The organism is Limnohabitans sp. Rim28 (assembly GCF_000293865.2).
GTDB lineage: Bacteria > Pseudomonadota > Gammaproteobacteria > Burkholderiales > Burkholderiaceae_C > Limnohabitans_A.
In genome coordinates this window covers 24346-44876 of the sequence record NZ_ALKN02000001.1, presented here as the reverse complement: position 1 = coordinate 44876, position 20531 = coordinate 24346, and the positions used below count along the sequence as shown (strand labels likewise).

Annotated in this window: 22 protein-coding genes and 1 tRNA gene; 4 read left to right on the top strand and 19 right to left on the bottom strand. The window is 57.1% G+C overall.

Annotated elements, in window-relative coordinates; genetic code table 11:
* Positions 1 to 26: 26 nt before the first annotated feature.
* The 6 genes from B472_RS00225 to tolB form a co-directional block, all read right to left on the bottom strand.
* A tRNA-Lys gene (locus B472_RS00225) sits at positions 27 to 102 on the bottom strand.
* A 44-nt stretch (positions 103 to 146) separates the two neighbouring features.
* Entirely contained in the window at positions 147 to 968 is an 822-nt protein-coding gene (locus B472_RS00220) for a ThiF family adenylyltransferase (protein ID WP_019427803.1), read from the bottom strand.
* Entirely contained in the window at positions 965 to 2080 is a 1116-nt protein-coding gene (locus B472_RS00215) for a YeeE/YedE family protein (RefSeq protein ID WP_019427802.1), read from the bottom strand. The genes B472_RS00220 and B472_RS00215 overlap by 4 nt, the downstream gene beginning before the upstream one ends.
* A 6-nt stretch (positions 2081 to 2086) precedes the next feature.
* A complete protein-coding gene (gene ybgF, locus B472_RS00210) occupies positions 2087 to 2914 on the bottom strand; it encodes a tol-pal system protein YbgF (protein ID WP_019427801.1) in 828 nt (275 codons plus the stop codon).
* A gap of 8 nt (positions 2915 to 2922) precedes the next feature.
* A complete protein-coding gene (locus B472_RS00205) occupies positions 2923 to 3477 on the bottom strand; it encodes an OmpA family protein (RefSeq protein ID WP_019427800.1) in 555 nt (184 codons plus the stop codon).
* Between the two features lie 36 nt (positions 3478 to 3513).
* Positions 3514 to 4800 carry a Tol-Pal system beta propeller repeat protein TolB gene (gene tolB / locus B472_RS00200; RefSeq protein ID WP_019427799.1) on the bottom strand — a complete coding sequence of 429 codons (1287 nt, stop codon included), beginning with the start codon at positions 4798 to 4800 and terminating at the stop codon, positions 3514 to 3516.
* Between the two features lie 155 nt (positions 4801 to 4955).
* On the opposite strand from tolB, the gene msbA reads away from it, so the two are divergent.
* A complete protein-coding gene (gene msbA / locus B472_RS00195) occupies positions 4956 to 6749 on the top strand; it encodes a lipid A export permease/ATP-binding protein MsbA (RefSeq protein ID WP_019427798.1) in 1794 nt (597 codons plus the stop codon).
* Positions 6750 to 6758: 9 nt separating this feature from the next.
* Here the strand turns inward: msbA and rng are convergent, their stop codons facing one another.
* The 9 genes from rng to B472_RS00150 are packed head-to-tail and all read right to left on the bottom strand — an operon-like array spanning position 6759 to position 14384.
* On the bottom strand, positions 6759 to 8231 hold the full coding sequence (gene rng, locus B472_RS00190) for a ribonuclease G (protein ID WP_019427797.1): 1473 nt from the start codon (positions 8229 to 8231) through the stop codon (positions 6759 to 6761).
* 23 nt (positions 8232 to 8254) lie between these two features.
* The gene (locus B472_RS00185) at positions 8255 to 8857 is read right to left on the bottom strand and encodes a nucleoside triphosphate pyrophosphatase (RefSeq protein WP_019427796.1); all 603 of its coding nucleotides are present in this window, start codon (positions 8855 to 8857) and stop codon (positions 8255 to 8257) included.
* On the bottom strand, positions 8854 to 9321 hold the full coding sequence (gene rlmH, locus B472_RS00180) for a 23S rRNA (pseudouridine(1915)-N(3))-methyltransferase RlmH (RefSeq protein WP_019427795.1): 468 nt from the start codon (positions 9319 to 9321) through the stop codon (positions 8854 to 8856). Before rlmH ends, B472_RS00185 begins: the two co-directional genes overlap by 4 nt.
* 6 nt (positions 9322 to 9327) lie before the next feature.
* Positions 9328 to 10077 (bottom strand): ribosome silencing factor, encoded by a 750-nt coding sequence (gene rsfS / locus B472_RS00175; protein WP_019427794.1) that lies wholly within the window; start codon positions 10075 to 10077, stop codon positions 9328 to 9330.
* Entirely contained in the window at positions 10077 to 10736 is a 660-nt protein-coding gene (gene nadD / locus B472_RS00170; RefSeq protein ID WP_019427793.1) for a nicotinate (nicotinamide) nucleotide adenylyltransferase, read from the bottom strand. The genes rsfS and nadD overlap by 1 nt, the downstream gene beginning before the upstream one ends.
* Complete coding sequence (gene hemF / locus B472_RS00165; RefSeq protein WP_019427792.1) at positions 10733 to 11653, bottom strand: oxygen-dependent coproporphyrinogen oxidase; 921 nt, start codon at positions 11651 to 11653, stop codon at positions 10733 to 10735. Before hemF ends, nadD begins: the two co-directional genes overlap by 4 nt.
* A 26-nt stretch (positions 11654 to 11679) precedes the next feature.
* Positions 11680 to 12354, bottom strand: a complete 675-nt coding sequence (locus B472_RS00160; protein ID WP_019427791.1) for a 1-acyl-sn-glycerol-3-phosphate acyltransferase — start codon at positions 12352 to 12354, stop codon at positions 11680 to 11682.
* Between the two features lie 14 nt (positions 12355 to 12368).
* Positions 12369 to 13649 carry a phosphoribosylamine--glycine ligase gene (gene purD / locus B472_RS00155; protein WP_019427790.1) on the bottom strand — a complete coding sequence of 427 codons (1281 nt, stop codon included), beginning with the start codon at positions 13647 to 13649 and terminating at the stop codon, positions 12369 to 12371.
* 9 nt (positions 13650 to 13658) lie between these two features.
* On the bottom strand, positions 13659 to 14384 hold the full coding sequence (locus B472_RS00150; protein WP_019427789.1) for a YebC/PmpR family DNA-binding transcriptional regulator: 726 nt from the start codon (positions 14382 to 14384) through the stop codon (positions 13659 to 13661).
* A gap of 70 nt (positions 14385 to 14454) precedes the next feature.
* Between B472_RS00150 and B472_RS00145 the strand changes: the two genes are divergently transcribed.
* Positions 14455 to 15957, top strand: a complete 1503-nt coding sequence (locus B472_RS00145; protein ID WP_019427788.1) for a helicase HerA-like C-terminal domain-containing protein — start codon at positions 14455 to 14457, stop codon at positions 15955 to 15957.
* Positions 15958 to 16045: 88 nt separating this feature from the next.
* Here the strand turns inward: B472_RS00145 and clpA are convergent, their stop codons facing one another.
* Positions 16046 to 18379 (bottom strand): ATP-dependent Clp protease ATP-binding subunit ClpA, encoded by a 2334-nt coding sequence (clpA, locus tag B472_RS00140; RefSeq protein ID WP_019427787.1) that lies wholly within the window; start codon positions 18377 to 18379, stop codon positions 16046 to 16048.
* A gap of 60 nt (positions 18380 to 18439) precedes the next feature.
* Positions 18440 to 18799 carry an ATP-dependent Clp protease adapter ClpS gene (gene clpS / locus B472_RS00135; RefSeq protein ID WP_026039703.1) on the bottom strand — a complete coding sequence of 120 codons (360 nt, stop codon included), beginning with the start codon at positions 18797 to 18799 and terminating at the stop codon, positions 18440 to 18442.
* 155 nt (positions 18800 to 18954) lie between these two features.
* Between clpS and B472_RS00130 the strand changes: the two genes are divergently transcribed.
* Both B472_RS00130 and B472_RS00125 read left to right on the top strand, forming a co-directional pair.
* Complete coding sequence (locus B472_RS00130; protein WP_019427785.1) at positions 18955 to 19227, top strand: cold-shock protein; 273 nt, start codon at positions 18955 to 18957, stop codon at positions 19225 to 19227.
* Between the two features lie 86 nt (positions 19228 to 19313).
* On the top strand, positions 19314 to 19817 hold the full coding sequence (locus B472_RS00125) for a DUF192 domain-containing protein (RefSeq protein ID WP_040506050.1): 504 nt from the start codon (positions 19314 to 19316) through the stop codon (positions 19815 to 19817).
* 2 nt (positions 19818 to 19819) lie between these two features.
* Here the strand turns inward: B472_RS00125 and B472_RS00120 are convergent, their stop codons facing one another.
* Together B472_RS00120 and B472_RS00115 are read right to left on the bottom strand one after the other, a co-directional pair.
* Positions 19820 to 20158: a DUF1840 domain-containing protein gene (locus tag B472_RS00120; RefSeq protein WP_019427783.1), complete on the bottom strand. Its 339-nt coding sequence runs from the start codon at positions 20156 to 20158 to the stop codon at positions 19820 to 19822.
* 20 nt (positions 20159 to 20178) lie between these two features.
* Positions 20179 to 20529 carry an integration host factor subunit alpha gene (locus B472_RS00115; RefSeq protein ID WP_019427782.1) on the bottom strand — a complete coding sequence of 117 codons (351 nt, stop codon included), beginning with the start codon at positions 20527 to 20529 and terminating at the stop codon, positions 20179 to 20181.
* Positions 20530 to 20531 lie beyond the last annotated feature (2 nt).

Below are 20531 nucleotides of genomic sequence, written 5' to 3'. Positions count from 1 at the left end.
ACATGCGTTCAAAGTGCTTTTAAATCTGGTGGGACCAGCGGGGGTCGAACCCACGACAAACGGATTAAAAGTCCGCTGCTCTACCAACTGAGCTATGGTCCCTCTGCTGAAGGGCAATGCACTGCAGCAAGACTCAAATTATAGCCTTAAATTTTCGGCTTCTTGGCGGAGCTGGCCAAAAAATTCAAAATTTCAGAGGCGGCACACATCCCAAAGGTGGCGGTCACGCTCACCACAGATCCGTACCCGTGACAGTTGAGAGACCCGTCACCGTCGATGGCACAAGACGCGTCCGGCGGGGCTACCGACTCGCGGCTGAAAACACCCTGCACGCCCATGCGGTGCTCCCCGCGCGGGGCTTGGTGGTGTTTGCGCAGTCGGTAACGCAATTGCGCCAACAAGGGGTCATGCGTGATGCGCGACAAATCGTCCACGTCGACCTTGTGGGCCATGCGCTTGCCGCCAGCAGCCCCAACGGTGATGAAGCCCAACCTTTTTTCGATGGCCCAATGGGCCAGAGCCACTTTGGCCTTGACCTGATCGCAGGCATCGATCAACGCGTCTGGCATCTCAGACAACAAGGATGGCCAATTTTCTGGCGTCACAAAATCGTCCACCACTTCCACCTTGCAAGCGGGATTGATTTGGGCAATGCGGGCCTGCATGGCCAACACCTTGGACTGTCCTGTGGTCGCTGTCAGCGCATGGATTTGCCGGTTGATGTTGGACTCGGAAATGTGGTCCATGTCGATCAAAGTCAGGCGCCCTACGCCCGACCGGGCCAAGGCCTCGGCAGACCATGAGCCCACGCCCCCCAAGCCGACTACAGCCACATGGGCTTGGCGAATGTTTTGTGCCCCCGCAACGCCATAAAGACGCGCCAGCCCACCAAAGCGCCGCTCATCATCGGTCTCACGCCAATTTGGCGGAGAAAAATCAGCGCTTTGCGCCGGTTCAATCGTGCTCATTGGCTTTTGCGCATTTGCCAATGCAACACAACATAGGCGCCCAAGAAAATGCCTGCGACGGACATGGCGCTGCCCAAACTCAGCGTGGACAAACCGGTCAGACCTTGCCCAAACGTACACCCCATGGCCAGCACACCTCCGGCCCCCATCAGGACACCCCCCACCAGGTGACGAACCAAATCTGAGCGCTGTGAAAAGCTTTCCCACCGGAAAGAACCCTGCAAGATTGAACTGATGCAAGCCCCTGACAAGACCCCCAGCACCGTGACCATGCCCAGCGTGAGTCTTTTACTGCCATCGCTGTAGTACAACAAGGCATCTAGCCAGTACCCCACGGGGGCTGTGAAGCTCAGGGCCTCCATGCGGCCACTGTGGGTGGTCAAGAAAAAGGGCTCCAAGGTTTCTGGATGCTCGGGGATAAAACCAAACACGCCGGTCAACCACCAGAAGGCCACCACCAACAGGCCTAAACCGGCGCCTGTGACCCAGTTGAACAGCGTATGAAAGCTGCGCTCTCGCATGACCCAAACCAGCAACATCAGCGCCACCAAGCCAGCCGACATGCCCCATGCATCGGACAGGGACAGACCTGTCGTGGCCGATAACCACTGCCCCAGAAAGGGACCATGGGGCAAGTTGACGCCGATGGGATCGATGAAGTTGACCCGCCAAACAGCGGTCAGGCCCTTCATGGTGGCCAAAGCAGCCACGGCCATGGCCAGCAAAACGACCAAGGACTTCAGATTGCCAGCACCCAAACGAACCAAGGACTTGCTGCTGCAGCCAGAGGCGAGCACCATGCCTACACCAAAGAAAGCACCGCCTAAGAGACCGGACAACCAACTCAGGTGCTTGGCGGCATAAATGGTGTTGACAGGATCTATCCAGCCCCAGTAAGCCATCGCGCCAAACCCCATCATCGCCACAGCCAGCGCCAATGCCCATTGGCGCAGACGGGTGGCATCCCGCATGACCACCCAGTCACTGATGGCACCCATGGTGCAAAAGTGGCCCCGGTGAATCAAGATGCCGGCGGCCAAGGACAGCGCAAAACCAATGACCCAGATCTGGACGGTCAAATGGTAGAGGTCAGCTGCCGATGTGGGGAGCATGCAAGATCAGCGCAAACGGCTCAAACGCTCACGGGCCGTGCCCGCTGTTTCGGATGCCGGAAAGGCCTTGACCAACTCCTCCAGAGTTTTGCGTGCGGCTTTGAGGTCTTTGAGTTCGACTTGAACATTCGCGATGGCGAGCATGGCTTCGGGTGCCCGAGGGTGAGTCGGCGACTCGCTCAACAAGCGTTGAAAGTTGGCCATCGCCTCACGGTAGGCCTTGTTGGCATACTGCGCGTTGCCCAGCCAAAAAAGGACCGAGTGTTTGTAAACACTGGTGGCGTAACGCGATAAAAATCCGCTGAAGGCCGCTTGTGCCCCCGGAAAATCGGATTGCCTGAACAAGGCCATAGACCGGTCAAAGTCAGCCTTTTCGGCGGGTTCAACCAAAACTTCGCGACCATCGACCGTGACTTTGATGGGTTCGAACCGGCGCAAGCGGTCGTCCACTGTGGTCAAGGTGTCTTTTTGGCGCAGCTGAACTTCCGTCAAGTCGCGCGCCAAACGCTCTTGTGCGCCCAAGCTTTGTGCCAGTTCAGCACGAAGCTTATCGATCTGGGTCTGCAAATCCAACAAGGCAGATCGCCATTGCGCCGAGGTTTGGTTGTGTTGCTGTGCGATCTGTTGAAGAAGCTGGTTTTGCTGTTGGGCACTTTGCTCGACAAGCGCTTTGTTGGCAACTTGTGCCTGCTCCAAGCGCTGACGCAGGTCCAAGATGGCTCGACGCGCTTCATCATCGCCAAACAAGGCGGCGTTGGCACTTCCGCTGCCCAAAACGACAACGAGCGCCCATGCCAGGCTGGATTTTTTCAACCCCAAAATGGCTTGCGTCATGTCAGACCTCAGTAGCGGATTTCAACGCGACGATTTTTGGCTTGGTCAATGTCAGAGCCCCCTTCTGACAGGAGTTTTTCTTTGCCAAAACTCACCGCCTCCAGTTGAGATTCGGGCACGCCCAAGAGGCTCAAAGCCTGGCGCACGGCATCTGCACGTTTTTGACCCAAGGCCAAGTTGTATTCACGACCACCGCGGTCATCGGTATGGCCTTCTAAACTGGCTTTGCGTTGTTTGTTGGCTTGCAAGAATTGGGCATGCGAGGCGATCACGGGTCGGGCCTCGGCGCGAATCACAAAACTGTCGTAATCGAAAAAGACCACATGGGCAACGCCTACCGGACCTTGGCCCGCCGCTTTGGCATCCACAAGCACCGTGGGCATCCCAGTTTGAGCGCCGCCCTGGCCTGAGCCAATACCCTGAACGGCCACGCCAGAACCCGAACCGGCGCCTTTGGATGTCGCGGCTCTGTCTTCCACCGGTACATCGTCCAACTTGACACCCGAGGCACAACCGCTGAGCACGGCACACACCACAACCACTGACCAAATTTGCTTTTTCATAATCAACCTCAAGGATAAAAAACTGTCTTCAACGCTTCAGGGCCGCACAGGCCCCCAATGGGGTTCGCGCAAATCACCACCCTGACCTGCCAAACGGGCCTTGACGCGACCATCCAGGGTGGTGGTCATCAGGGCTTCGCCGCCTTGTTGGGTGGCATAGACCAGCATACGGCTGTTGGGGGCAAAGCTGGGGCGTTCATCAAAAGCCGTGTCGGTCAAGGCGCTGACTTGTCCCGACACCAAATCCATCAAATGGAGTTTGAAGCCAGGCCCCATGCGCGAAACATAGGCCAACCAACGGCCATCAGGACTGACCGCCGGTGAAATGTTGTAAGTGCCCGAAAAAGTCACACGCTCTGCGGGTCCACCCTGAGCGGGCATTTTGTAAATCTGTGGATTCCCACCCCGGTCACTGACAAAAAACAAGGTCTGACCATCGGGCGAAAAGGCCGGCTCGGTGTTGATGCTGCCCGTGGTCAAACGCTGTGGCTCTCCACCGCTCAAACCGACACGCCACAACTGTGAGCCGCCATCTCGGCTCAAGGTGGCCACGATCGAGCGCCCATCTGGCGCCCAAGCCGGGGCACTGTTGGAGCCTTTGAAATTGGCCAGCTCTCGGCGCTGACCCGAGGCCAATTCATGGATGTACACCACAGGTTTGCGGTTTTCAAAGGAAACGTAGGCCAATTGAGCGCCGCTCGGAGACCAAGAAGGCGAGATGATGGGCTCCGGACTCGTGATGGCGGAACGGGCACCCTCACCATCCGAGTCGGCCACCCACAAGCTGTAACGTCCAGAAGATTTGGTGACGTAGGCAATGCGCGAAGTAAAGACACCGGGTGTGCCGGTCAGCTGCTGGTAAACCCAATCGGACAAACGGTGTGCTGACAAACGCAGATCAGCGGCGCCCACGGTGTCCCTGAAATCAGCCTTTTCTTGTCCTTTGACGGCATCCCACAAGCGCGCGCGCACATCAAACCGACCATCGGCCAATCGGGTGACAGAGCCCGCAAGCAAAGCTTCTGCGGACAAGCTGCGCAGGGCTGACCAATCCGGACGGCTCATCTCATCGAGGGACAAATTGCCGGTCGGCAAAGGTTTGAATTGGCCGGTGCGCGACAAATTGGCCTGGACGATGCTGGCTATTTTTTGCGGAGCCTGAGCCTCCCCTTTGAAGGGTGTCACTAACACGGGCAATTGGGTCATGCCAACACCGGTGACTTCGACCCTGAATTGAGCCCAAGCAGCACTGCTGAAGGCTGCTGCACAGCAAAGGCTCACAAGAAGTCCCAAACAACGTGCTGGAAAAGAGAACAAAGTCATGAACGTCTCAGCGGGGGTATCGATGTGAAAGCCGTAATCCTACACCCTGAACCGATGCCATTTCATGAAATTGCCCCAGATGAAGTGCTGCGACCACCTTGGCTGGACATGGAGAGGTTCAAAGCAGGTGGGGCCTGCTTACAATCATCAGACCCATGTCCTCATCCAAACCTTCTACCGTTTCGGCCACCGCTCAACCCAGCATTCGCCAAAGGTTGCTGCGACTGAAGCCCTATTTTGTCCGTCAAAAGTGGGTTTGGGCCTTGGCCATGGGCGCCACATTGGTGGCGGCGCTCACCGAACCCTTGATCCCAGCCTTGTTTCAGCCCTTGCTGGACAACGGATTTGCCGAGAACAAACTGCCTTTGTGGTCGATTCCTTTGGCGGTCATGGGTCTGTTCACTGTGCGTGGCTTGGCACACTTTGTGGCGCAATATGCCTTGGCCAGGGTCACCAACGATGGCATGGAAAAACTGCGTAGCGACCTCTTTGCCAAGTTGGTGCGTTCAGATCTGTCGCTGTTCAGCCGTCAATCGGCCAGTGCCTTGTCCAATACGGTGGTGTACGAGGTTCAGGTGGGTGCATCCCAATTGGTGTCGGCACTGATTGGCTTGACGCGCGATGGTTTCACCTTGTTGGCTTTGGTGGGCTATTTGATGTGGCTCAATTGGCAGCTGACCTTGGTGGTGTTCACCGTGGCGCCGGGGTTGAGCTGGATCATGAAGGTGCTGTCCCGCCGTCTTTACGGCTTGACCAAAGAAAGCCAGCAAGCGACCGACCACCTTGCTTATGTGGTGGAAGAAAACGTGCTGGCCCACCGCATGGTGCGTCTGCACGGTGCTCAAACACAACAAATCGGGCGCTTCAATGCGCTGGGACAACGCTTGCGTCAATTGGCGCTCAAATCCACGGTGGCCTCAGCGGCCATGACGCCACTGACCCAAATCATGGCCGCCATTGCACTGTCTTTGGTCTTGGTGATCGCTTTGGTGCAAAGCCGGGATGTGGGTTCTGGTGCAACGGTGGGTGGTTTTGTGGCCTTCATCACCGCCATGCTGATGCTGATTGCACCCATCAAACGACTGGCCGATGTGGCCAACCCCATCACCAGAGGCTTGGCAGCCCTTGAAAGAGGCTTGGGACTGATGCACGATGCCCCAGAAGAGTCTCAAGGCCCCCATTCGGCGCCAAGAGTCCAGGGGGCTATCGAGTGGCGCGACGTGTCTGTTCAGTTCACACCCGATGGCGAAGCGGCCTTGTCCCATGTCCAATTGGCCGTAAAACCCGGCGAAACCGTGGCCTTGGTCGGCACATCCGGTGCCGGCAAAACCACCTTGATTCAATTGTTGCCACGGTTTATGAACCCCACCAGTGGAGAGGTGTTGCTGGACGGTGTGCCCTTGCCCCAATGGCAATTGGAGAGCCTGCGCAGCCAATTGGCCATGGTCAGCCAGGATGTCGTGATGCTCAATGACAGTTTGGCGGCCAACGTGAGTTTGGGCCAAGCACCCGACAGGGTCAAAGTTGAGCATTGCCTGCAGGCGGCCAATTTGTGGGCCCATGTCCAAACACTGCCGCAAGGCATAGACACCGAGCTGGGGCACAACGCCAACCAATTCTCTGGTGGGCAGCGTCAGAGGCTGGCCATTGCCCGGGCCTTGTACAAAGATGCGCCTGTTTTGATCTTGGATGAGGCCACATCGGCGCTGGACAACGAATCCGAACGTTTGGTGCAAGATGCCTTGCAAAAGCTCATGCAGGGGCGCACCACTTTGATCGTGGCGCACAGGCTGTCCACCATCGAACACGCCGATCGGGTGATCGTGATGGAGCGCGGCCGCATTGTGGAGCAAGGCGCACCAGACCAATTGCTGGCCCTGGGTGGCGCCTATGCCCGCTTACACCACAGAGGTGAGTGGGCCGGCGAAGCTGAACCGTCCAGGACCTGACAGGGCCTTTTAAAGCAGCACGATGTCGTATTGCTCGGGGCCCATGCTGGCTTCGACTTGCAGCGAAATGGGCTTGGCAATGAAATCCGACAAGCCCGCGAGGTGCTGGCTTTCTTCGTCCAGCAACAAATCGACGACCGCAGAGGCCGCCACGATGCGGAACTCGCGGGGGTTGAACTGACGCGCTTCGCGCAAGATCTCACGCAAGATGTCGTACACAACCGAACGCGGTGTTTTGACGATGCCTTTGCCCTGACAGCTGGGACAGGGTTCGCACAGCATGTGGGCCAAAGACTCGCGGGTGCGTTTGCGGGTCATCTCGAGCAAGCCCAGCGATGAAAACCCTCCCGCCATGGTTTTGACACGGTCCCGCGAAAGCTGCTTGCGGAACTCTGACAACACGGCCTCCTGATGCTCAGGGCGGGCCATGTCGATGAAATCGGCGATCACGATACCGCCCAAATTGCGCAGGCGCAACTGTCGGGCAATGGCCTGGGCTGCTTCCAGGTTGGTTTTGAAGATCGTGTCCTCAAAGTTGCGCGTGCCGACATAACCGCCCGTGTTCACGTCCACCGTGGTCAGGGCCTCGGTCTGGTCAATGATCAGGTAACCACCGGATTTCAGGTCGACACGGCGACCCAGGGCCTTGGCAATTTCCTCGTCGATCGCATAGAGGTCAAAGATCGGGCGCTCGCCTTTGTAATGCTGCAAACGCTCGGCCGCTTTGGGCATGAACTCCTGACCAAAGGCATGGAGCTTGGCAAACTGTTCATGCGAGTCGATGCGAATGCTTTGAGTGGCCTCCCCCACCAAATCGCGCAAGACCCTTTGCAAGAGCGTCAGGTCTTGGTGCAGCAAAGAGCCAGGCGGCAATCGCAACGAAGCTTCTTTGGTGCGGGCCCAGGTCTTGCGCAGGTAATCGATGTCGTCGCTCAACTCTTCGTCGCTGGAGTCTTCGGCATTGGTGCGCAAAATAAAACCGCCACCGGCCGGTCCCACCAAGGCCTGCAGCCTTTGGCGCAAAGCATCGCGTTGATCAGACGGGATTTTTTGAGACACCCCAATGTGGTCGTCTTGGGGCAAGAACACCAAGTGTCGCCCGGCGATGCTGATTTGCGTGGAAAGCCTGGCACCCTTGGTGCCCATAGGGTCCTTGATGACCTGCACCATGATGGCGCGGCCCTCAAAGACTTGTTTTTCTATCGGTACCAGTGGCTGGCCTGTTCGAGCCGCCGATGACTCACCCTCGGCATGCTTTTGCCAAAGATCGGCCACATGCAAGAACGCTGCCTTGTCGAGCCCAATGTCTATAAAGGCCGATTGCATGCCGGGTAAGACCCGTGCCACTTTGCCCAAATAAACATTGCCCACCAGACCGCGCTCCAAGGTGCGCTCGACATGCAACTCTTGGACAGCGCCAAACTCCACCACCGCGACCCGAGTTTCTTGGGGAGACCAGTTGACCAAAATATCTTGTTGCATGGGTGGAACCAAGTTGGAAAAATTCAGCAGCGCACGCCCAAACTGCGCAGCAAAGCGGCAGTTTCAAAAAGCGGCAAACCCATGATGCCCGAATAACTGCCCCTGATCTGCGCAATGTGGGCAGCCGCACGGCCTTGAACCCCATAAGCGCCTGCTTTGCCCATGGGCTCACCTGTGGCCACATAGGTCCTGATCTGTGCTTTGCTCATGGGCGCAAAGCGCACCCAAGACTCGGACAGGGCAGCAACACGTTTGCCCCCTTTTTGCACCGCCACTGCCGTTAAGACCCGGTGCGACTGACCTGCCAAACGCTCAAGCATGCTCAGGGCATCGGCTTCGTCAGATGGTTTGCCAAAAATCTCGCGGCCCAAACACACCGTGGTGTCAGCGCACAACACCGGCGCTGCGGGCAAGCCCTGACGCTTCAAGCGCTGTACGGCAGCGTCGAGTTTGAGACCTGTGACCCGCTCCACATAACGCGCAGGCGCTTCTGCGCCATGCAAGGCCTCCAAAGACTCGGCGTCCTCGTCAGGCGAGGCCAGCAGCAGCTTGTGAGCCACACCCATCTGGTCAAGCAGTTGGCTGCGTCTGGGGCTTTGAGAAGCCAAATAAATGAAATCGCTCATTCGCGGTGATAAGGGTGATTGGCGTTGATGGACCACGCACGGTAAAGCTGTTCGATCAACAGCACCCGGGCCATGGCGTGGGGCAATGTCATGTCGGACAAACGAATGCGCTCGTGCGCAGCTTGACGAAATTCGGGTTCCAGGCCGTCTGGGCCGCCGATCACCAGCGCCACATCGTCACCTCCCAGCTGCCAGCTGGTCAGTCTTGTCGCCAGAGCCTGGGTGGTCAGATGGGTACCCCGTTCGTCGAGCACCACCACGCGGGTGCCGCGGGGAATGGCGGTTTCAATGCGCTGACGTTCGGCCGCGTACAAATTGCTTAAAGTTTTTGAACCCCTGGGCTCGGTTTTGACCGCCTTGAGCTCAACCTTGAGCTCGGGCGGAAAACGTTTGGCGTAGTCATCCCAAGCAGTTTGAGCCCAGTCGGGCACGCGCAGGCCGACCGCAACGATCAGCAACTTCATGCAGGATCAATCGGCTTTGCGGCGGGAGGCCGCTTGGACGGCCTTGCGAGCGGGTGCTTTTTGGGCTGCGGGTTTGACGGCGGTCTTCGTGGCGGTTTTCGCTGCAGGCTTGCCCACGGTTTTGACGGTGGGTTTGCTGGTGGGCTTGGAAGCAGACTTCACCGCGGATTTGACAGCCGTTTTGGCTGCTGTTTTCGCGGGCGCCTTGCTGGCAGTTTTGGCTGCTGGCTTGGCGGCTTTGGCTGGGGCCTTCAATGCCGGTTTGGCTTTGGCCGCTGTTTTGGCGGGGGTCTTGCCAGCAGGCTTGCTGGTGGCAGTTTTGCTCCCCCCTTTTTTGGCCACAGAGTTTTTGATGTGGCCTTTGACGTCGGCAGACGCCACAGGCTTGGGCGCGCCCAGTTTCAGGCGCACAGGGGTTCCGCCCCAAATTTCTTCCAGGTTGTAATAAGTGCGAATGGTGGGTTGCATGATGTGCACCACAGCTGGGCCGCAGTCCACGATGATCCATTCCCCATTGTCCTCACCCTCCATGCGGGGCTTGTCAAAGCCAGCGTTGCGCACTTTGTCGCGCACACTGGCGGCCAAGGCCTTGGTCTGACGGTTGGAGGTGCCCGAGGCAATCATGACCCGCTCAAACAACGAAGACAGGTGCTCGGTGTCAAACACCTGGATCTCTTGGGCCTTGACGTCCTCCAAGGCGTCGACAATGGCCCGCTGGAGTTTTTGAATGTCTTTTTTGGCAGCGGTATCGGTCATTAATGGAGCCTGTAAAGGTGGTGTTCGTGAATATAGCGCTCAACGGCGGGGGGAACCAAGCCGGTCAAAGCTTGCTCTGTGGCCGCCAGCGCACGGATGTCCGTGGCACTGTGAGGCATCAGCGGCATCTCCAGAGAGCACATGCGCGCTTGCAGCGTGTCAGAAATCGGTGGGGAAGATTCAGGCGCATCTGAATGTTGATTCCAAGCACGCACGGCTTGATCACGACCTGCGGCGCAGATTATAGCGATGCGGCCAATTTCGCCGATCTTGTGCCAAGACGGCAGCGATCGCCGCTGGTCATCCCCGATCAGCAAATACAACTGCGCATGGGGGTATTCGCGCTGCAAAGCCTGCAGAGTGTCAATGGTGTAACTGGGCCCTGCTCGAAGGATTTCCCGGTCGTCTACGGCCACTTGCGGCAAGGGCTCAAAAGCCAGACGCGTCATCGCCAAACGGTCAGTTGCAGCCGACAGCTGACGCGGCTTGTGCCAAGCCTGCCCGGTCGGCAACACTTGAACCCGGTCGAGCTGCAGCTGGGCGATGGCCGCTTCGACCAAAGCCACATGGGCCCGGTGCGGCGGGTCGAAAGCGCCACCAAAAACGCCTAAACGCAGCACAGTGGCTGGCGCGTTGAGCACGGCAGCAGGGAGACTCAAACCCAGTCCTTGGGCACCAAAAAGTGGCTGAGCAAACGCGCCTCCGGCGAGCCCGCATCGTCTTTCCTTTGGTAGGACCAACGCACCTCGGGCGGCATGGACAGCAGGATCGACTCGGTGCGGCCACCGGATTGCAAGCCGAAATGTGTACCTCGGTCCCAGACCAAGTTGAACTCGACATATCGGCCGCGGCGGTACAGCTGAAAATCGCGCTCACGCTCACCGTAGGGCGTGTCCTTGCGGCGCATCACGATGGGCATGTAAGCCGTCAGCAGTGAATCGGCCACGCTTTGCAGCATGGCAAAGCTCTGGTCCATGCCCAGCTCAGAAAAGTCATCAAAGAAAATGCCGCCCACACCACGTTGTTCATGGCGGTGTTTGTTGCAAAAGTAATCGTCGCACCAGGTTTTGAAGCGGGGGTGCAAGGCTGCACCAAAAGGGCTCAAGGCATCTTTGCAGGACTGGTGAAAATGCACCGCGTCTTCGTCAAAACCGTAGTAAGGCGTCAGGTCCATACCGCCACCAAACCAGGCCACAGGTGCCCTGCCCTCGGGTTTGGCCGCAATCATGCGGACGTTCATGTGCACCGTGGGCACATAGGGGTTGCGCGGGTGAAACACCAAAGACACCCCCATGGCCTCAAAGGCCGAGCCTGCCAACTCGGGACGGTGTTGTGTGGCAGATGGCGGCAACTGCGGCCCGGTGACATGCGAAAACCCGCAGCCGGCCCTCTCAAAAATGGGACCGCCTTCCAGAATTTGGGTGACGCCATTGCCCTGAAGCTTTTCACCGGGGTCTTTTTGCCAGGCGTCGGTCAAAAATGGGGTGCCGTCGAGTGCGGTCAAGGCGCCAGTGATGCGGGCTTGCAGGCCAAGCAAGTAGCTTTTGACCGTGCTGATTTCAAAGGTTGAACTCATGGAAAACTTTCAAACGGTAAACGGATTCAGGAGCGCGGCGCTTGTTGCGTCGCTGAAGTGGCCAGGCTGTTGACAGAAGCACCACTCGCTTGTCCAGGGCTCCAGGGCTGAATGGGCCCCATTTGGTGAACATGAAAGCCTTTGACGCCTTCAAAAACCTGTGCCATGTGCGCGTAATCGTGCTCAGCTTGTCCGGTCAATTCATAAAAATCCACCACGCTGAAGCAGCGCTGACCCCAATCGAGTTTGACCAAGGCCAAAGGCACTTTCGCCCCTAAAGCCAGTTGGTAAAAACCACTTCGCCAGCCTGGCGTATGGCTGCGCGTGCCTTCAGGGGCCAAACCCAACCAAAGCAATTGGTCATTTTGTTTGTGTTCGTCGAAGGTCTGCACCATCTGCCCGACCACGCCTTTGGACGAGCTTCGGTCGATCGGCATACCGCCAACCCAACGCATCCAAGCCCCCACGACAGGGAATTTGAACAAGGTGTCTTTGCCCCAAAAATGCGCGGGCACACCCATCGCCCATTTGGCCAAAAGACCGATGGGGAAGTCCCAATTGCTGGTGTGAGGGTAAACAATGGCCACACCCTGAAGCGTTGGAAACCCGTCAAACTCCAGTCGCCAGCCCAGGCGCCCGAGCAACCAGAGGGCCAAACGTGAGCCCTTGAACTGGATGGGATGACGGTGCACATCACGCATGATCGGGCACCCTGTCAGTTCTTGATGGCGCGATAGCCGATATCGCGGCGCATTTGCATGCCGTCGAAGGCAATGGGCATGGCGGTTTGATAGGCTTTTTGCTGGGCCTGCTTGACCGAATCGGCCAGCGCAGTGACGCACAAGACGCGACCGCCAGAGCTCAGGATCTGGCCCCCTTTTTCAGCGGTGCCCGCATGGAACACCATGGCATCTTCTTGGTCGGGTGGTAAGCCGCTGATGGCATCCCCCTTGCGCGGATTAAAGGGGTAATCGACCGCAGCCATGACCACACCCAAGGCCACACGGCGGTCCCATTCCATGTCAAAGGCGTCCAGCCCCTCAGAAGTTGCCGCCAACAGAACGTCCAAAAGGTCTGTCTTCAAGCGCATGAGAATCGGCTGGGTCTCGGGGTCGCCCATGCGGCAATTGAATTCCAGGGTTTTGATGCGGCCCGTGGGGTCGATCATGAGACCCGCATACAAAAAGCCGGTGTAGTGGATGCCATCTTTTTCCATGCCGCGAATGGTGGGCAAAATGACCTCGCGCATGGCGCGGGCGTGCACCTCGGCCGTGACCACCGGCGCTGGCGAATAAGCCCCCATACCGCCGGTATTGGGACCATCGTCACCGTCCAGCAGGCGTTTGTGGTCTTGGCTGGTGGCCAAAGCAGCCACGTTTTTGCCGTCACACAACACCATGAAGCTGGCTTCTTCCCCTTGCAAAAACTCCTCAATCACCACCCGAGCACCGCCCGCGTTGTGGGTCACACCCAATGTGTTGTCCAGCAGCATGAAGTCGATGGCTTCGTGAGCCTCAACCAACGTCATGGCCACCACCACGCCTTTGCCAGCGGCCAAGCCGTCGGCCTTGACCACAATGGGTGCTCCTTTGAGGTCCACATAGGCATGGGCCAGGGCAGCGTCGGTGAAGGTTTCAAACTCAGCCGTGGGGATGCCATGACGCTGCATGAAAGCTTTTGAAAAGGCTTTGGAACTCTCCAGTTGCGCCGCCGCTTGCGTGGGCCCAAAGATCCGCAGACCATGGGCGCGAAAATCATCCACGATGCCTGCGGCCAAGGGGGCCTCGGGGCCTACCAAGGTCAATCCAATGCCGTTGTCAAGCGCCCACTGACGCAACTGCACCAAGTCAGTGACGGGCACGTTCACGAGGTTTTTATCTTTGCCCGTGCCGCCGTTGCCCGGCGCCACATAGACCTGTTGGATTTTGGGTGACTGTGCCAATTTCCACGCCATCGCGTGTTCACGGCCACCACTGCCGACAACCAATACTTTCATCCAACTTCCTTAGTCTTCAATTTCAGCGTTGTGAAAGACGTTTTGAACATCGTCCAAGTCTTCCAACACATCCAGTAATTTTTGCATTTTGGCAGCATCTTCTCCCGTCAAAGTCACGCTGTTTTCAGGACGCATGGTCACTTCGGCCAACTCGGCCACCAAACCAGCCATTTCTAAAGCGTTTTTAACGGCTTCAAATTCTGTGTAAGCGGTCAACACTTCGATGGCACCATCGCCGTGGGTGATCACGTCGTCGGCCCCGGCCTCCAGCGCCACGGCCATCAATTGGTCTTCATCCGTGCCCGGTGCAAAAATCAGCTGTCCGCAGTGCTTGAACTGAAAAACCACCGAACCTTCAGTGCCCAGATTACCGCCAAGTTTGCTGAAGGCGTGCCGCATCTCTGCAACCGTCCGTACCCGGTTGTCCGTCATGGTGTCCACCAGGATGGCAGCGCCGCCGATGCCATAACCTTCGTAGCGGATCTCTTCGTAACTCACACCTTCCAGATTGCCAGTGGCTTTGTCCACGTTACGCTTGATGGTGTCGGCAGGCATATTGGCCGCTTTGGCTTTTTCAATGGCCAAACGAAGTCGTGGATTGGCACTGACATCTCCCCCGCCAGTTCGAGCCGCCACCATGATTTCTCGCACCACCCGGGTCCAGATGCGTTGGCGCTTTTCGTCTTGCCGACCCTTGCGGTGCTGAATATTTGCCCATTTACTGTGGCCAGCCATCGGGATTTCCTTGAATGTTGATTTAATCTAGAGCCTGAATTTTACTTTTCACAAGCAGGGGATATCAAAAATGGCCGAACCAATGTTGATGGCTCAAAATGCCAAGGCGCAGTGCCACCTTTTGCCAGGCTTGGCGAACCGCCACGGCCTGATTACTGGCGCCACCGGGACTGGTAAAACCGTCAGTTTGCAGACTTTGGCAGAGAACTTCTCTCGCCTGGGGGTGCCGGTGTTCATGGCCGACGTCAAAGGAGACTTGACGGGCATCAGCCAAACCGGAAAGGTGGGTGAAAAACTGGCCAGCGCACTGAAAGACCGTGGCCTGCAACTGCCCGAACCGATGGCCTGCCCCACCACCCTTTGGGATGTATTTGGTGAACAAGGCCATCCGGTGCGTGCCACCATCTCTGACATGGGGCCCTTGCTGCTGACGCGCATGCTCGGCCTGAACGAGACGCAGGCGGGGGTGCTGAACCTGGTGTTCAAGATCGCCGATGACAACGGTTTACTGCTGCTGGACATGAAGGACTTGCGGGCCATGCTGCAGCATGTGGGTGATAACGCCAAACAATTCACCACCGAGTACGGCAACATCAGCGCTGCCAGTATCGGGGCCATTCAGCGGGGCCTGCTGCAAATCGAGACCCAAGGTGGCGACCAATTCTTTGGTGAGCCCATGCTCAACATTGAAGACTTCATGCAGACCGATGCACAAGGTCTGGGGGTGGTGAACATTCTGGCAGCAGACAAGCTCATGAACTCGCCTCGCCTGTACGCCACCTTTTTGCTTTGGCTGTTGTCGGAATTGTTCGAGGTCTTGCCCGAGATTGGTGACCCTGAAAAACCCAAACTGGTGTTCTTTTTTGACGAAGCGCACTTGCTCTTCAAAGACGCGCCTGCAGCCTTGATCGAACGCATCGAATTGGTGGTTCGATTGGTCAGGTCCAAGGGCGTTGGCGTGTACTTTGTCACGCAAAATCCGCTGGACATTCCCGACAGCGTGCTGGGCCAGTTGGGCAACCGCATCCAGCATGCCTTGCGGGCCTACACGCCGAGGGATCAAAAAGCCGTCAAAGCCACGGCTCAAACCATGCGGCCCAAAGTGGGGCTGGACATTGAGGCAGCGATCACCGAACTGGCTGTGGGCGAGGCGCTGGTGAGCTTTTTGGACGCAAAAGGCCGTCCTTGTGAGACCGAGCGCGTCTTTGTTCTCCCCCCGGGCAGCCAGCTCGGCCCCATCGCACCCGCACAACGCCAAGCCATTATTCAAGGTTCTTTGGTCGCGGGGGTTTACGAACAAGCCTTAGACCGTGAGTCGGCCTACGAAAAGCTGCGAGGCACCGGTGCGGGGCCAGTCGAGGCCACCACCGATGACGCCCCATCTCAAGGCCACGGGTTGATCGGTGGCCTCTCAGATCTGTTGTTCGGTAGCCATGGGCCGCGTGGCGGTCAGCGCGACGGAGTGGCCCAGATGGTGGTCAAAAGCGCCGTTCGAACGGTCGGTTCGGCCATAGGCCGAGAAATCGTTCGGGGTGTTTTGGGTGGGTTGCTGGGAGGCAGTAAACGAAAATAATGGTCGTGCCAACATCCGTTGAGCGAAGCGAATGACCATGAAAAAAGGCCCCGAAGGGCCTTTTTTCATGGCTGTGCAACAGCGGGAATCAGCCCGCAGTTGCCTCTTCAGGTTCAGCGGGTTCGGCGCGCGAAGCCCGGCTGTCTTTCTTGGGTGTCGGCGTGATGTCGAGTTTGACTTCGTTTTTGTCGTCGATGTCCACGGTCAGCCTTCCCCCGTCGGTGAGACGACCAAACAACAACTCATCCGCCAAGGCTTTGCGGATCGTGTCTTGAATCAGTCGCTGCATTGGGCGGGCGCCCATGAGCGGATCGAAGCCCTTCTTGCCCAAGGATTGACGCAAGGCGTCGGTGAAGGTGACTTCCACCTTCTTCTCGGCCAATTGGGTTTCAAGCTGAAGCAAGAATTTGTCCACCACGCGCAAGATGATTTGCTCATCCAGGGGTTTGAAGCTGACCATGGCATCCAGGCGGTTGCGGAACTCGGGGGTGAAGAGACGCTTGATGTCGCCCATCTCATCCCCCGCCGCGCGTGGGTTGGTGAAACCAATGGTGGCCTTGTTCATGGTCTCGGCACCCGCGTTGGTGGTCATGATGATGATCACGTTGCGGAAATCGGCCTTGCGCCCGTTGTTGTCGGTCAAGGTGCCGTGGTCCATGACCTGCAGCAGCACATTGAAGATGTCGGGGTGCGCTTTTTCGATCTCGTCGAGCAAAAGCACGCAATGCGGCTTCTTGGTCACGGCTTCGGTCAAAAGGCCGCCTTGGTCAAAACCCACGTAGCCCGGAGGGGCACCAATGAGGCGGCTGACCGCGTGGCGCTCCATGTATTCGGACATGTCGAAGCGGATCAACTCGATGCCCATGATGTAGGCCAACTGCTTGGCTGCTTCGGTCTTGCCCACACCGGTGGGGCCCGAGAACAAGAAGGCACCAATCGGCTTGTCGGTCTTGCCCAAGCCAGAGCGGGCCATCTTGACCGCAGAGGCCAACACTTCGAGGGCCTTGTCTTGGCCGAACACCACCGACTTGAGGTCGCGCTCGATGGTTTGCAGCTTGCTGCGGTCGTCGTTGGAGACGTTGGCAGGAGGAATACGGGCGATCTTGGCCACAATGTCCTCGATCTCGGCTTTGCCAATGGTCTTTTTGCGTTTGGAGGCGACCTGGATGCGCTGGGCCGCACCGGCTTCGTCAATCACGTCGATGGCCTTGTCTGGCAATTGGCGGTCGTTGATGAATTTGGCCGACAACTCGGCAGCGGCCTGCAAAGCGGCGATGGTGTACTTAACACTGTGGTGGTCTTCAAAACGGCTTTTCAGACCTTTGAGGATGTCCACTGTCTCGGAAACGGTGGGTTCGACCACGTCGACCTTTTGAAAGCGACGGGACAAAGCGGCGTCTTTTTCAAAGATGCCGCGGTACTCGGTAAAGGTGGTGGCACCGATGCACTTGAGCTGGCCACTGGACAAGGCCGGCTTGAGCAAGTTGGAGGCATCCAAGGTGCCGCCAGAGGCCGCACCCGCACCGATCAGGGTGTGGATCTCATCGATGAACAAAATGCCGTTGGGCTTGTCCTTGAGCGACTTCAGCACCCCTTTGAGGCGTTGTTCAAAGTCACCCCGGTACTTGGTGCCCGCGAGCAATGCGCCCATGTCGAGCGAGTAAACCGTTGCTTCAGCCAAGATGTCCGGAACGGTGCCTTGGGTGATGCGCCAGGCCAAGCCCTCGGCAATGGCGGTTTTGCCCACGCCGGCCTCGCCCACCAACAAGGGGTTGTTTTTGCGGCGGCGGCACAAAATCTGGATGGTGCGCTCGACCTCATACTCGCGACCGATCAGTGGATCAATCTTGCCTTCTTTGGCCGCTTGGTTGAGGTTGTTGGTGAACTGCTCAAGTGGAGAAGCTTTTTCGCTGCGCTCGCCCCCGCTGCTCTCTTCGGCCTCAGAGTTGGATGGGGAATCGGACTTGGCCGCCTCAGGCGGGTCCGTCTTGCGGATGCCATGGGCGATGAAGTTGACCACATCCAAACGCGTGATGCCTTGCTGGTGCAGGTAATAAACGGCGTGCGAATCTTTTTCGCCAAAGATGGCCACCAGCACATTGGCGCCAGTGACTTCTTTTTTGCCATTCCCTGTGGACTGAACGTGCATGATGGCGCGTTGAATCACGCGCTGAAAACCCAATGTTGGCTGAGTGTCCACCTCTTCGGTGCCCGCCACTTGAGGTGTGTTGTCCTTGATGAAATTGCCCAAGGCCTTGCGCAGGTCATCGATGTTGGCGGCGCAAGCGCGCAGCACTTCGGCCGCGCTGGGGTTGTCCAACAAGGCCAAAAGCAAATGCTCGACAGTGATGAACTCGTGGCGTTGCTGACGGGCTTCAACAAAGGCCATGTGCAAACTGACTTCCAATTCTTGGGCAATCATGTGATTTCCTTATGCCTTGCTGAGTAATAGAGATGATGGGGAGATGGGGAACATGGCCGCTTATTCAAGGGGCTCACTGACACATTGAAGGGGATGCCCCGCTTGTTTGGCGGCGTCCAGAACTTGGTCCACCTTGGTGGCAGCAACATCACGGGAATAGACACCGCAAACGCCTTTGCCGTCCAAATGGATTTTGAGCATGATTTGCGTAGCCGCTTCGCGGTCTTTGCTGAAAAACTCTTGAATGACCATCACAACAAACTCCATCGGCGTGAAATCGTCATTCAACATCGCCACCTGGTACATCTGAGGTGGTTCAATTTTTTGGGCACGCCGCTCAAGGACCACCGCATCGCCACCATCGGGCGCTCGGGGGGTCTCAGTCGGCAGCGTCGGATTTAGAGGTTTTTTCGTTGCCATCATTTCATTCTATCGATGCTTTGAAGCCCTTCAAGGCTGGGACCTGAAAAGTCTTTATAAGCTGTGGCCAAAATAGCCCCCGGGAAAACCTCACATTGACAAATTCATCAAGAACTACACAAACTGATTTATCAGATCAATAACGGAGACATCGCATGCCCCATGGCACGGTCAAATGGTTCAACGATGCCAAGGGTTTTGGCTTTATCCAGCCCGATGGCGGTGGCGCCGATGCTTTCGCCCATTTTTCGGCGATCGAGATGGAAGGTTTCAAAACGCTCAAAGAAGGCCAAAGGGTCAAGTTTGACCTGATTGAGGGCGAAAAAGGATCTTTGGCGGTGCAAATTCAAGCCGAAGCCTTGTCACAAGCGCCGAGCAATTCAAACGGGGACGCAGAACCACCGCTAAAGGACGCACCCGGCGTTTGATGCCTTTGTTTTCTGCCTTTGACGGCCAGGTACGGGGGCCAATCATTTATGCTTTGATTTTGCAATCCCCCTTTTTGTGCCCTCTTATGAACCGCTGCCCTTTTTTGTACCGCATTTTTTCAGTTCGCCCAAGCCTGCTCTTGGTCGGTGTTTTAGGCTTTGAGGTCTTGTTTTTAGGGGCTCAAGTGAACGCCCAAAATAACCCGCAAATGTCTTTGGAACGAACACAATTGATGGCGGGCATGCACCGTTTGGATGTCCAACTGGCCCTCACGCCCGAGCAACGCCAGATTGGCCTGATGTGGCGAAAAGACATGCCACAGCACGAAGGGATGTTGTTCGTCTTTGACCAGCCCAGCACCCAGTGTTTTTGGATGCGCAACACGCTGATACCCCTGACGGCAGCATTTTTAGAGGATGACGGCACCATCGTCAACCTGGCAGACATGAAACCCATGAACGACGATTCACACTGTTCCACGAAACCCGTGCGTTTTGTGCTTGAAATGAACCAAGGCTGGTTTGCCAAACGACAAATCAAGCCAGGCTTCAAGTTGAACGGTCAAATCTTCGTGAAACGACCCAACTGATCTCAAACACCCCAAACCAGGTCCGTTGGGTTGGCCACACATTGTTTGAGCAATTTGATCATGGGGCTCGCTCGCTGAGCGAGGCGCACAGCATCGGTCTCTGAACCCGGTTGATGGCCGTCGAGAACACCCTCGTTTTTGGCGTTTTGACTTCTCTGAGCCCGAAGGGCTTCGTCTTGGGCCACCGCTGACTCCAATTTGGCCAGCACCATGGGCATGTCTTGGCTGAGAACAATCCCTTTGACCGGGTCATCCCCCAGCATGATTTTGAGCAGCCTTCTGCCGTCTGCTTCCAGCATGATCAGATCACTGGTGATTTTGGATTTGAATTTGAACAACACGACAGGCTCCTTGAAACAATTCAGCGGCCCACCATCTCCACACCATCGTCTTCAACGGTATCGCCCTGAATCAATGCTTTGAGTTTATGGCTGGCATGGAAGGTGGCAACACGACGTGCATCAATAGGAATCAATTCTCCGGTGCGCGGATTGCGACCAGGCCTTGCAGCCTTGGTGCGAATCTGGAAGTTGCCAAAACCTGAAATTTTGACTTCTTCACCAGCGATCAACTGTTCCACCACCAGATCAAAAAACGCATCCACCATGTCTTTGGACTCGCGTTTGTTCAAGCCAATTTGCTCAAACAACAAATCGGCCAAATGCGCTTTGGTCAGCGCCGGCGTTTCAAGGGATTCAAAACTGATTTGCATGG